Annotated in this window: 14 protein-coding genes; 12 read left to right on the top strand and 2 right to left on the bottom strand. The window is 66.6% G+C overall.

What is annotated here, in order from left to right:
- Positions 1-116 precede the first annotated feature (116 nt).
- From ACE3Q6_RS14635 to ACE3Q6_RS14605, 7 genes are all read left to right on the top strand, one after another.
- Positions 117-1,676 carry an ABC transporter ATP-binding protein gene (locus tag ACE3Q6_RS14635; RefSeq protein ID WP_374433813.1) on the top strand — a complete coding sequence of 520 codons (1,560 nt, stop codon included), beginning with the start codon at positions 117-119 and terminating at the stop codon, positions 1,674-1,676.
- Positions 1,677-1,848: 172 nt separating this feature from the next.
- A complete protein-coding gene (locus tag ACE3Q6_RS14630; RefSeq protein ID WP_374433811.1) occupies positions 1,849-2,949 on the top strand; it encodes an ABC transporter permease in 1,101 nt (366 codons plus the stop codon).
- Entirely contained in the window at positions 2,949-3,917 is a 969-nt protein-coding gene (locus tag ACE3Q6_RS14625) for an ABC transporter permease (RefSeq protein ID WP_374433809.1), read from the top strand. The genes ACE3Q6_RS14630 and ACE3Q6_RS14625 overlap by 1 nt, the downstream gene beginning before the upstream one ends.
- Positions 3,918-3,920: 3 nt before the next feature.
- A complete protein-coding gene (locus tag ACE3Q6_RS14620) occupies positions 3,921-4,289 on the top strand; it encodes a hypothetical protein (protein WP_374433806.1) in 369 nt (122 codons plus the stop codon).
- Between the two features lie 4 nt (positions 4,290-4,293).
- Positions 4,294-5,097, top strand: coding sequence for a purine-nucleoside phosphorylase (locus ACE3Q6_RS14615; protein WP_374433804.1), 804 nt, complete (start codon positions 4,294-4,296; stop codon positions 5,095-5,097).
- A gap of 83 nt (positions 5,098-5,180) precedes the next feature.
- Positions 5,181-6,101 (top strand): sulfite exporter TauE/SafE family protein, encoded by a 921-nt coding sequence (locus ACE3Q6_RS14610; protein ID WP_374433802.1) that lies wholly within the window; start codon positions 5,181-5,183, stop codon positions 6,099-6,101.
- Positions 6,098-6,856 (top strand): TIGR02186 family protein, encoded by a 759-nt coding sequence (locus ACE3Q6_RS14605; RefSeq protein ID WP_374433800.1) that lies wholly within the window; start codon positions 6,098-6,100, stop codon positions 6,854-6,856. The genes ACE3Q6_RS14610 and ACE3Q6_RS14605 overlap by 4 nt, the downstream gene beginning before the upstream one ends.
- 40 nt (positions 6,857-6,896) lie before the next feature.
- Here ACE3Q6_RS14605 and ACE3Q6_RS14600 read toward each other — a convergent pair whose 3' ends face one another.
- Entirely contained in the window at positions 6,897-7,151 is a 255-nt protein-coding gene (locus ACE3Q6_RS14600; protein WP_374433798.1) for an accessory factor UbiK family protein, read from the bottom strand.
- Between the two features lie 114 nt (positions 7,152-7,265).
- Between ACE3Q6_RS14600 and lgt the strand changes: the two genes are divergently transcribed.
- From lgt to ACE3Q6_RS14580, 4 genes are all read left to right on the top strand, one after another.
- Positions 7,266-8,135 carry a prolipoprotein diacylglyceryl transferase gene (gene lgt, locus ACE3Q6_RS14595; RefSeq protein ID WP_374433796.1) on the top strand — a complete coding sequence of 290 codons (870 nt, stop codon included), beginning with the start codon at positions 7,266-7,268 and terminating at the stop codon, positions 8,133-8,135.
- Positions 8,132-9,184, top strand: coding sequence for a class I SAM-dependent methyltransferase (locus ACE3Q6_RS14590; RefSeq protein WP_374433793.1), 1,053 nt, complete (start codon positions 8,132-8,134; stop codon positions 9,182-9,184). The genes lgt and ACE3Q6_RS14590 overlap by 4 nt, the downstream gene beginning before the upstream one ends.
- Positions 9,184-9,942 carry a peptidoglycan editing factor PgeF gene (pgeF, locus tag ACE3Q6_RS14585; RefSeq protein ID WP_374433791.1) on the top strand — a complete coding sequence of 253 codons (759 nt, stop codon included), beginning with the start codon at positions 9,184-9,186 and terminating at the stop codon, positions 9,940-9,942. Before ACE3Q6_RS14590 ends, pgeF begins: the two co-directional genes overlap by 1 nt.
- Before the next feature lie 112 nt (positions 9,943-10,054).
- Entirely contained in the window at positions 10,055-10,252 is a 198-nt protein-coding gene (locus tag ACE3Q6_RS14580) for a hypothetical protein (protein WP_374433788.1), read from the top strand.
- A 3-nt stretch (positions 10,253-10,255) separates the two neighbouring features.
- Here the strand turns inward: ACE3Q6_RS14580 and ACE3Q6_RS14575 are convergent, their stop codons facing one another.
- Entirely contained in the window at positions 10,256-10,756 is a 501-nt protein-coding gene (locus ACE3Q6_RS14575; RefSeq protein WP_374433786.1) for an Lrp/AsnC family transcriptional regulator, read from the bottom strand.
- A gap of 169 nt (positions 10,757-10,925) precedes the next feature.
- On the opposite strand from ACE3Q6_RS14575, the gene trxB reads away from it, so the two are divergent.
- Entirely contained in the window at positions 10,926-11,864 is a 939-nt protein-coding gene (gene trxB, locus ACE3Q6_RS14570) for a thioredoxin-disulfide reductase (RefSeq protein ID WP_374433783.1), read from the top strand.
- Positions 11,865-12,087 lie beyond the last annotated feature (223 nt).

The raw sequence follows: 12,087 nt of genomic DNA, 5'->3' as shown, positions 1-12,087 counted from the left end.
TCGGCTGACAACCTGATAGGGATGATGCCGCGCCAATCGCTTGGCGCGGCATCTTTGCAAGGGGTGGGTCCAGAAGCCGCGTGACAAGCGGCAGGGTCCCGCGACAGGGGGTAGACATGGCAATCCAGAACGGGGCTGATGCGGCCTACGCCATCGAGCTGAAAGGCATTTCAAAGGCCTTCGGTCCGGTCCAGGCGAACAAGGACATCAACATCGCGGTGCCGAAGGGCACGATCCACGGGATCATCGGCGAGAACGGCGCGGGCAAGTCCACCCTGATGTCGATCCTGTACGGGTTCTACAAGGCCGATGCGGGCGAGATCCTGGTCGACGGCCGGCTGACTGCGATCCCTGACAGCCAGAGCGCGATCCGCGCCGGCATCGGGATGGTCTTCCAGCATTTCAAACTGGTGCAGAACTTCACCGTGCTGGAGAACATCATCCTTGGCGCCGAGGAAGGCCAGATGCTGAACACCTCCTTGTCCAAGGCGCGGAAGGAGCTTGAGCGGCTGGCGCGGGACTATGACCTGGAGGTCGACCCCGACGCGCTGATCGAGGACCTCTCGGTCGGTCACCAGCAGCGGGTGGAAATCCTGAAGGCACTTTACCGGCAGGCCGACATCCTGATCCTGGACGAACCCACGGGCGTTCTGACCCCCGATGAGGCCGACCACCTGTTCCGCATCCTGAAGGGGCTGAAGGAGCAGGGGAAGACGGTCATCCTGATCACCCACAAGCTGCGCGAGATCATGGAGGCCACCGACAACGTCAGCGTCATGCGTCGTGGCACGATGGTCGCCACGGTCAAGACCGCCGAGACCAGCCCGGAGCAGCTGGCCGAGCTGATGGTGGGCCGCAAGGTGCTCCTGGAGGTCGAGAAGGCCCCGGCCAAGCCAGGTGACGTGGTCCTGTCGGTCAAGGATCTGCGGGTCCGCGACGAGCACAAGGTGGAACGGCTGAAGGGCGTCAGTTTCGACATCCGCGCGGGCGAGATCCTGGGGATCGCCGGCGTCGCGGGGAACGGCCAGTCCGAACTTCTGGCCGCGCTGGGAGGGATGCAGCCGGCCACCGGGACGGCCACGCTGAAGGGCGCACCCTTGCCGCTGTCCGGCGCGGGGTCGGACGGTCAGAGCCGCCGCGCTTCCGGCATTGCCCATGTGCCCGAGGACCGGCACCACTATGGCCTGATCCTGGACTTCACGGCCTGGGAAAACGTGGCCTTCGGCTATTTCAACGATCCGGACTACCAGAAGAACGCGCTGTTCATGGACAACGACGCGATCCGCGCCGACACCGAGAAGAAGATGGCCAAGTTCGACGTGCGGCCTCCGATCCCGACGCTGGCGGCCAAGTCGTTCTCGGGCGGGAACCAGCAGAAGATCGTGGTGGCGCGCGAGATGGAGCAGAACCCGGCGCTGCTGCTTGTCGGCCAGCCGACGCGCGGCGTGGACATCGGCGCGATCGAGTTCATCCACAACCAGATCATCGCGCTGCGCGATGCGGGCGCGGCGATCCTGCTGGTCAGCGTCGAACTGGACGAGATCATGAGCCTGTCCGACCGCATCGCGGTGATGTTCGACGGCAAGATCATGGGCTTCCGCGACCCGGAAAAGACCGACGAGCGTGAGCTTGGCCTGATGATGGCCGGGGTGACCGGGAAAGGGGAAGCGGCATGAGCCTGGACCAGCCCCCCACCCCCATCCCCTCCCCACGTCGGGGGAGGGGAGGCGCTATTTCCGCACCGTTGCGTGGAAAGTCCGACGGGCCGGCCGGGTACCTCCCTCCCCCCGGCGTGGGGGAGGGCTGGGGTGGGGGGGCAAACCCCGAAGGAATTGGGAGGGCCGCCTGATGGACCGCTTGCCACGCTGGGCCGATGTGGCCCTTGTGCCCCTTGTCTCGCTGACGCTCGCCGCGATCATCTCGGCGCTGGTCATCATCGCCATCGGGCAAGACCCGTGGGAGGCGATCACGGTGATGGTCCAGGGCAGCGTGATGAACGCCTATGGCTGGGGCTATACGCTGTATTATGCCACGAGCTTCATCTTCACCGGGTTGGCCGTGACGGTGGCCTTCCATGCGGGCCTCTTCAACATCGGCGGTGAGGGGCAGGCGCAATTGGGGGGCCTGGGCGTCGCGCTGGCGCTTCTGTTCATCCCCTGGCCGCACTGGACGATTGCGCTGGTCGCGGCAGCCTGCGGGGCGGCGCTGTTCGGGGCGGCCTGGGCGGCGATCCCGGCCTATCTGCAGGCGAAGCGCGGCAGCCATATCGTGATCACCACGATCATGTTCAACTACATCGCCGCCAGCCTGATGATCTTCATGCTGGTCGATGTGCTGCGCCCGCCGGGCAAGATGGACCCGGCCACGGCCAACTTCCCCGAAGCTACACATCTGCCGAGTTTCAACGAAATCCCGGGCCTGAACCTGATCTTCACCAGCGGAGTGCCCGCCAACGTCACCTTCTTCATCGCGCTGGCGATGGCGGTGGTGGTGTGGCTCCTCCTCTGGCAGACGCGGCTGGGCTACCAGATCCGCGCTTTCGGCAAGTCGGAACCCGCCGCGCGCTATGCCGGGATCAACCCGACGAAGATCATCATGATCGCGATGCTGATTTCCGGGGGCCTTGCGGGCCTGATGGCGATCAACAACGTGATGGGTGAGGCGGAACGGCTTCTGGGGAACTCCGCCTCCGGCGCGGGGTTCATCGGCATCGCCGTGGCGCTGATGGGGCGGAACCATCCGGTGGGCGTGGTGCTGGCGGCGCTGCTGTTTGGCTTCCTGTTCCAGGGCGGGGCGGAGCTTGGTCTCTGGACGAAGATCCCGATTGAGCTGCGGACCGTGGTGCAGGGGCTGGTGATCCTGTTCACCGGCGCGCTGGACATGATGGTTCGGATGCTCTTGGTGCGCATTTTCGCGGTTTTCCGCGCCCGCAGACTGGAGGCCGCGTGATGGATTACGGCACGCTTCTGCAGATCCTCGACTCCACGCTGCGGCTCGCGACGCCGCTGCTGCTGGCCTGCCTTGCGGGCCTCTACTCCGAACGCTCGGGCGTCTTTGACATCGGGCTTGAGGGCAAGATGCTGACCGCCGCGATGTGCGCGGGCGCGGTGGCCTTCTACACCGGCAACGCCTGGGTCGGCGCGATTGCCGGCATCGCGGGGTCGCTGATCTTCGCCCTGATCCACGGGGTGACCTCGATCACCTTCCGCGGCAACCAGCTGATCGCCGGGGTGGCGCTGAACTTCCTCGCCTCGGGGATGACGGTGCTGGTGGCGCAGTCGCTGTTCGGCCAAGGCGGCCGCACCCCGCCGCTGGAGGGTGCCGCCCGCTTCAACCCGATCGACCTGCCCTTTGCGGACGCGCTGCGGGAAGTGCCTATCATCGGGCCATTCTACCACGAGGTCATCTCGGGCCATTCGATCCTGGTCTACGCGGCCTTCGCCATCGTGGCCCTGACCTGGTGGGTGCTTTACCGCACCCGCTATGGCCTGCGGCTGAGGGCGGTGGGCGAGAACCCGGCGGCCGTGGATACGGCAGGGGTCAGCGTGAAGGGGCTGAGGTTCTCGGCGGTGATGATTACCGGGATCCTCTGCGGCCTTGCCGGGGCCTACATGGCGACGGCGCTGCAGGCGGGCTTTGGCAAGGAGATGACGGCCGGGCGCGGCTATATCGCGCTGGCGGCGCTGATCTTCGCCAAATGGCGGCCTGTCCAGGCGATGTATGCCTGCCTGCTGTTCGGCTTCTTCCAGGCGCTTGCCCTGCGGCCCGACGTGGTCGAGGCAGTGGTGCAGGTCAAGGTTCCGGTGCCATTCCTGGACGCCCTGCCCTACATCCTGACCGTGATCGTGCTGGCTGGCTTCATCGGCAAGGCCATCCCGCCCCGCGCGGGCGGCGAGCCTTACGTGAAGGAGCGGTGAGAGGTGCCAACAAGATTTCTCGCATTTCTCCTCGCTCTGAACGGCGCCCCAGTCGGTGCCGAAACGCTGGGCGAACTTCGCACGGGTCTGACCGGGCGCGAGGTCGGAATCACCGGTCACATCGGGTCCGGTCTCGACATTGGCGGTGACGAGGCCCTGTCCTTCCGGAATGCCGAAGGGAACGTCTATCCGGTGATCTTCGACGCGGGCCGCACGGCCAGAAAGGCGCTGGAGGGCTGCGTTTTCGCCATGTTCGGCGGCGGATCCCCGTGCGCGATGGACGGGAAGGCGGAGGTAGAACTCGACGGCTCCCGGCTGCGCCTGATCGTGTACGAAGTCTCCCGCATCGATCCTCCAGCCCCTTTGAAGTGACACCATGACCGATGCAACCCAACTGTCCGCCCTGATCCGAGCCCGCGCCGGGGACGCGCCGGTGGCCGTGGGGCTGATCCTGGGGTCTGGCCTCGGCCATCTCGCCCATGCGGTCGATGGCGTGGCGATCCCCTATGCCGACCTGCCCGGCTTCCCGCATGTCGGCGTTTCAGGCCACAATCCTAACCTGCATATCGGCACGCTGGAGGGCGTCCGCGTGGCCGTCTTCGGAGCACGCGAGCACTATTACGAATCCGGCAATCCCCGGGCGATGCTTTTGCCCCTGCAGGTGCTGAAGGCGCTGGGGGCCGAAAGCCTGATCCTGACCAACGCGGCGGGGTCCATGCGGCCGGACATTCCCCCGGGCAACGTGATGCTGCTGTCGGACCACATCAACTATTCCGGACTGAACCCGCTGATCGGCGAGAAGACGGATGCGCGGTTCGTCCCGATGACCGATGCCCACGACCCCAGCTTGCGCGCCGCGCTGAAGGCCGCTGCCCAGGCCGAGGGGATCGACCTGCCCGAAGGCGTCTACTGCTGGTATTCCGGCCCGTCTTTTGAGACCCCGGCGGAAATCCGGATGCTGAAGCTTCTGGGCGGCGACGCCGTGGGCATGTCCACCGTGCCCGAGGTGATCCTCGCGCGATTCCTGGGGCTGAAAGTCGCCGCCATCTCGACCATTACCAACATGGCCGCGGGGATGTCGGACGAGAAGATCAGCCACGAGCACACCAAGGCGATGGCCCCCCTGGGTGCGGCAAAACTGGAACGGATCCTAAGGGAATTCCTGCGACAGCGACGGTAAGCGAATCGGGATTTGACATCCCTGGCAAAGGCGCGCAACCGTTTGAAGACTCCTGCGCTTTCGCTTCCTGACTGGCCGCCTCGATGCAGCTTTACCTTCCCATCGCCGAGGTGTCGGTCAATGCCTTCCTCATCCTGGGGCTGGGCGGGATCGTGGGCTTCCTGTCCGGCATGTTCGGAGTGGGCGGCGGGTTCCTGATCACGCCGCTTCTGTTCTTCATCGGCGTCCCACCAGCCGTCGCGGTGGCGACCGGAGCGAACCAGGTCGTCGCCTCGTCGATCTCGGGCGTGCTGGCACAGCTCAAGCGCAAGGGCGTCGATTTCACGATGGGCAGCGTCCTTCTGGTGGGCGGGCTTGTGGGGTCGGCCATTGGCGTCTGGGTCTTTGCCCTGATGACGCGGCTCGGGCAGATCGACCTTTTCGTCCAGCTGTCCTACGTGATCTTCCTGGGCCTGATCGGCGCGATGATGTTCCAGGAAAGCCTGCGGAGCCTCTTGCGGGCGCGGAAACCCGGCGGTGCCCCGATCCGGCGGGCGCATGTGCATTCCTGGGTCCACGGGCTTCCGTTCAAGATGAAGTTCCGGGCGAGCGGGCTTTACATCAGTGTCATCCCCCCGGCCCTGATCGGGGCGTCGGTGGGCTTTCTGTCGGCGATCATGGGCGTCGGCGGCGGCTTCATCCTGGTGCCGGCGATGATCTATCTTCTGGGGATGCCCACGAAGGTCGTGATCGGGACCTCGCTGTTCCAGATCATCTTCGTCACTGGCTTCACCACGGTGATGCATGCAGTGAACAGCCAGACCGTCGACATGATGCTGGCGCTGCTCCTTATCCTGGGGGGGGTCGTCGGCGCGCAGCTTGGTACCCGGGTGGGCGTCAGGCTGAAGGCGGAACAGCTGCGGATCCTGTTGTCGCTTCTGGTCCTGACGGTTTCGATCCGCATCGCGGTGGACCTTCTGGTGCGGCCGTCCGAGCTTTACTCGGTCGCGGGGGTGCTGCCATGATCCGCGCGCTGGCCCTCCTGCTGGCTCTCGCCCTGCCCGCCGCCGCGCAGGAGGTGATCGTCGCCGGGATGAGCCAGAACCGCGTCTCGATCACGGCGGATTTCGACGGGTCCGAGATCCTGATCTATGGTGCGGTCAAGCGCGACGCCCCCGCGCCCGAAGGCGGACCGCTGGAGGTCATCGTCACCGTCGAGGGGCCGTCGACCCCGGTGGCGGTACGGCGCAAGGACCGGGTGGCGGGGATCTGGGTCAACAACGCCTCGGTACGGGTCGACAGCGCGCCGAGCTTCTATGCGGTCGCGACGACGGGGCCGTTGAAGCACATCCTGTCAGACGTCGAAAACCTGCGCTACGGCATCACCATCGAACGCGTGATCCGCGCCATCGGCATCGCCGACGAGGCCGACCAGGCCGGGGAGTTCGTGCTGGCGCTTCTGCGGGTGCGGACGAACGAGGGGCGCTACCGGGTGCTGGAGGGCAAGGTCGAGCTGACCGAGGAGACGCTCTTTCGCACCGACGTCGTACTGCCGGCGAACCTGACCGAGGGCGAATACAAGGTGCGGCTGTTCCTGCTGCGCGACAAGCGCGTGATCGACAGCCAGGAGCGGGTGATCGGCGTGCGGAAGGAGGGGCTGGAGCGCTTCGTCTTCAACCTCTCACGCGAGCAGCCGCTGATCTACGGGCTTGTCTCGCTGGTCCTGGCCGCGCTGGCGGGATGGGGCGCCTCGGCGGCGTTCCGGCTGATCCGGGTCTGACGACGGAACGCTACAGGTCACCGGCGTGCGGTGCGCCGGGTCACTTCTTCTTGGCCAGCGCCGCTTCCAGAGCTGCGATCCGGGCTTCCAGCGTCGCGTTCTCCTCGCGCGCCTTCTGCGCCATCGCTCGGGCGGCGTCGAATTCCTCACGCGTGACGAAGTCGCGGTCGGCCATCCAGCGGTCGATCCAGCTTTTCATTGCCGTCTCGGCCTCGGTCTTGGCACCCTGGGCCACGCCCATCGCATTGGTCATGAGCTGGCTCATGTCGTCGAAGAACTTGTTGCGGGTCTGCATGGGGGCCTCCTGGCGTTTGACCCTATATGGCCCCGCCCCGGCGTCAGGGCAAGGCGCGGTTGACATCCCGCGGCCTGCCCGCGACAAGCGGTCCCGTAGCTGCCGAGGGCCCGCATGATCCCGTTTCCCGACATCTCGCCCAACCTGTTCGCGTTCGAACTCTTCGGCCGCGAGATCGCGCTGCGCTGGTACGCGCTGGCCTATATCGCCGGGCTTCTGTTCGGCTGGTGGATCATCCTGCGCGCCATCCGCAACCCGTCGCTCTGGGCGGGCGAGCCGCCGGTCACTTCGGAACAGGTCGAGCGCTTCTTCACCTGGGTCGTGGTCGGCGTGATCCTGGGCGGGCGGCTGGGCTATGTGCTCTTCTACGAACCCGGCACCTACCTGGCCGAACCCTGGCGCATTCCCTTCGTCTGGGAGGGCGGCATGTCTTTCCACGGTGGCTTTGCCGGGGTGGTGGTGGCCGCGATCCTCTTCTGCCGGCGCGAGGGGATCCCGATGCTGTCGATGGGCGACCTTCTGGCCGTCGCGACGCCGCTGGGCCTTGCCTTGGGGCGCCTGTCGAACTTCGTCAATGCCGAGCTTTGGGGCCGGCCGACCGACCTGCCCTGGGGCGTGATCTTCCCCGGTGCCGCCGCGCAGACCTGCGAAGGGATCGCCGGCGTTTGCGCCCGCCACCCAAGCCAGCTTTACCAGGCCGCGCTGGAGGGTTTCCTGCTGCTGGCCGTGCTTCTGTGGTTGGCCTTCCGTCGCGGCTGGTTCAAGCGTCCCGGCGCACTGATGGGGGTGTTCCTGACCGGCTACGGGATCGCTCGCTTCCTGGTGGAGTTCGTGCGCCAGCCCGACGCGCAGTTCGTCTCGCCCGGCAATCCGATTGGCTGGGCGGTCCAGGTCGGCAACTTCGGCCTGACGATGGGCCAGCTTCTGTCGCTGCCGATGATCGCGGCGGGGGTATGGTTCGTCCTGCGCGCCCGGAAGGCATGACGCCGCTCGCCCGCCTTCTGGCCGAGCGCATCCGCGAGACCGGGCCGATCACGGTGGCCGACTACATGGCCGAGTGCCTGCTGCACCCCGTTCATGGCTACTACTCCACGCGCGAGCCCTTCGGGGCGGCCGGGGACTTCACCACCGCGCCCGAGATCAGCCAGATGTTCGGCGAGCTTCTGGGCCTGGCCCTCGCCCAGGCCTGGCTGGACCGTGGCGCGCCTGCGCCGTTCACCCTGGCCGAGCTTGGCCCCGGTCGCGGCACACTGATGGCCGACATCCTGCGCGCGACGCGTGGCGTGCCCGGCTTCCATGCGGCGGCGCGGCTGGTGCTGGTGGAGGCATCCCCCCGGCTTCGCGAGGTGCAGGCGGCCACGCTCTCTGGTCACGCCCCCAACTGGGCCGACCGGATCGACGAGCTTCCCAATGGTCCGCTGTTCCTGATCGCCAACGAATTCCTGGACGCGCTGCCCATCCGCCAGTTTCAGCACGGCCCCCAGGGCTGGCAGGAGCGTCTGGTCGGCCTGCGGGACGAGGCGCTGACCTTCGGTCTTTCGGCCCCCCTGTCGCAGGTCCCCGACACCCCCGCCTTCCGCAACGCCCCCGAGGGCGCACTGGTCGAGGACAACCTGCCCGCCCGGATCTCCGTGGCCGAGGTTTCCGCGCGGATCGCCCGGCATGGCGGCGTGGCCTACTGGATCGACTACGGCGGCTGGCGGTCCAAGGGCGACACGCTTCAGGCGCTGCGCCGGCACGCGCCGGACGATCCGCTCGCCCATCCCGGCGAGGCCGATCTGACCGCCCATGTCGATTTCGAGCCGCTGGCCGCGCTGGCACCCGCCTTCGCCTATGACGAGCAGGGGGCCGTTCTGGCTCGCCTTGGCATCGATGCGCGGGCCGAGAGGTTGGCGCGTAGCCTCTCCGGTGCCGCGCTGGAAAGCCACCGGGCGGCGCATCACCGCTTGACCCATCCTTCGGACATGGGTTCGTTGTTCAAGGTGCTGGCCGTGACCTCGGCCAGTGCCCCTCCGCCCCCCGGATTCGCCTGATGCCCACGACGCTGGAAATCATCACCTCGGACGCGCTTGACGCGCGGCATGGGTTCTTCACCCGGAAGGGTGGGGCGTCTTCAGGCATCTTCGCGGGGCTGAACTGCGGCACCGGGTCCTCGGACCAGACCGAGATCGTCGCGATCAACCGCGCCCGGGTGGCCGAGGCGATGGGGGTTGCGCCAGAGATGCTGGTGACCGTCCACCAGGTCCATTCGGCGAAGGCGCTGCCGGTGACCGGGCCGCTCTCGATCCGGCCCGAGGCGGATGCGCTGGTCACCGACCGGCCGGGCGTCCTGCTCGCCGTCCTGACCGCCGACTGCCAGCCCGTCCTTTTCGCCGACCCTGACGCGAAGGTCGTCGGCGCCGCCCATGCCGGTTGGCGCGGGGCGGTGGACGGGGTGCTGGAAGCGACCATCGACGCGATGGAGGCGCTTGGTGCGCGGCGATCGAACATCACCGCCGTCATCGGCCCGACGATCAGCCAGGCGGCTTACGAAGTCGGGCCGGAATTCCTCGACCGCTTCCGCGCCGAAGACGAGGACAGCACCCGCTTCTTCGCCAATGGTCCGGGAGACCGGATGCTGTTCGACCTGCCCGGCTACGGGCTTTACCGGCTGCGCAACGCAGGGGTGAAACAGGCCGAATGGACCGGACACTGCACCTACCGCGATCCGGCCCGGTTTTATTCTTTCCGAAGAACAACGCATGCCGGAGAGGCGGATTATGGGCGGCTTATTTCAACAATAAGGCTTTGAATTGGCTAGGAGAGGCGCGAAAAAGCCCTGATTGCTGCACCGCGCTTCCCCAGACTTGCCGCAATCGACCGTCAAGCATACTCCACAAGGTTGTATTGCGACGGGGGATCCGATGATCATCCAGATGAAGACCAAGCGCCGATGGATCCTGTCGATCCTCGAAACGGTTGGCGACGGGGAAGACACCCGCATCGTCGCCCGCGCCACCGCGCGCCAGACCTCGGGTCGCACTGCGATGGCCGCCGGCCAGAAGGGCTTCGCCATGCGGCTCAAGACCGCGACCCGCCAGGTTTCGGACGCTTCGCGCTAAGCTTCAGGCGTTCTTCGCAAGCCGCGCTTCCAGGACATCGAACGGCAGACCGGGCTCGTCCTTCGCACAGCGGATGACGAGGCTGGTCTTCACGTTTGCGACGTGGTCGGCCTTGAGGAGTTCCTCGGTCAGGAAGCTTTGGAAGGTCGAAAGATCGGGCGAGACGCATTTCAAAATGAAGTCGATCTCGCCGTTCAGCATGTGACATTCGCGGACGAGCGGCCAGGCCCGGCAGCGCGCCTCGAAGGCCGCGAGGTCTGCCTCGGCCTGGGAGTTCAGACGGACCATTGCGAAGACCTGGACCTCGAAGCCCAGTTCCCGCGCGTTGATGTCGGCGTGGTAGCCACGGATGAAGCCCTGCTCCTCCAGCCCCCGGACGCGGCGCAGGCAGGGCGGGGCCGAGATGCCCACGCGGCTTGCCAGCTCGACGTTCGTCATGCGTCCGTCGGCCTGAAGCTCGGCCAGGATCTGACGGTCGATGGGATCAAGCTTGTGCGCGGCCATGGTGCCTCCATTCTGGCGCCTTACTTAAGCATGAGCCGGTGTTTGCGCAATAATATTTCAACGGCGCGCAAGAAAACGATGCCATTCGTTTGCTGCATGGCCGGAATGCGGGGGCTTTCCGGTGCCGCGCCGCATGGATATATCGGGGGCCTGACTATCGGGGGACGACATGGGCGAGACGCGGCATACAAAGGTTCTGATCATCGGCTCCGGCCCGGCGGGTTATACTGCGGCGGTCTATTCGGCGCGGGCCATGCTGAACCCGATCCTGGTGCAGGGCCTGCAGCCCGGCGGCCAGCTGACCATCACGACCGAGGTCGAGAACTGGCCCGGCGACCATTCGGTGCAGGGGCCGGACCTGATGGTGCGGATGGAGGAACATGCCAAGGCGATGGGCGCCGAGGTGATCTCGGACTACATCACCGCGCTGGACCTGTCGAAGCGGCCCTTCACCGCGACGGCGGACAGCGGGACGACCTATACGGCGGATGCGGTGATCCTGGCGACGGGCGCGCAGGCGAAGTGGCTGGGGCTGCCCAGTGAGGAGAAGTTCAAGGGGTTCGGGGTGTCGGCCTGCGCGACCTGTGACGGGTTCTTCTATCGCGGGAAAGAGGTCGTGGTGATCGGCGGCGGGAACACCGCCGTCGAAGAGGCGCTGTTTCTGACCAACTTCGCCTCGAAGGTGACGGTGATCCACCGCCGCGACAGCTTCCGGGCCGAGAAGATCATGCAGGACCGGCTGTTCAAGAACCCGAAGATCGAGGTGGTCTGGGACACCGCGGTGACCGAGATTCTGGGGACCGAGGCGCCGCTGGGCGTCACGGGCGTGCGGGTCCAGAACGTGAAGACGGGCGCGGAAGGGGTGATACCCTGCGACGGGTTCTTCGTGGCGATCGGGCATGCGCCGGCGTCGGAGCTGGTGAAGGACCAGCTGCCGCTGCATTCGGGGGGCTATGTGGTGGTCGAGCCGGGATCGACCCGGACCGCGATCCCTGGGGTCTTCGCGGCGGGGGACCTGACGGACCACATCTACCGGCAGGCGGTGACCAGCGCCGGGATGGGCTGCATGGCGGCGCTGGATGCCGAGAAGTTTCTGGCGGGGCACTGAAGGCTGTCCACGGTGGACAGATTTTCAGGCCGTTTGAAATCAACAGGTTGTGCGCGGCCGTTGACGAATCGTTAGGCTTTTGGGCAGGCGTCGGGGCCCCCCCCCACACACCACACCCCCACAACCCCACGTGGGGGGGGTGGGCCGCCCTCCCGCGGGGGGGGGGGGGGGTAGCGCCGACCTTGCAGAACGTAGCGCTTCCCACCCCACCCCGCTCGCTATG

Source organism: Tabrizicola sp. (genome assembly GCF_041913445.1).
Lineage (GTDB): Bacteria > Pseudomonadota > Alphaproteobacteria > Rhodobacterales > Rhodobacteraceae > Tabrizicola.
The sequence above is the reverse complement of the archived record's forward strand: the minus strand, read 5'-3'. Positions and strand labels throughout refer to the sequence as shown.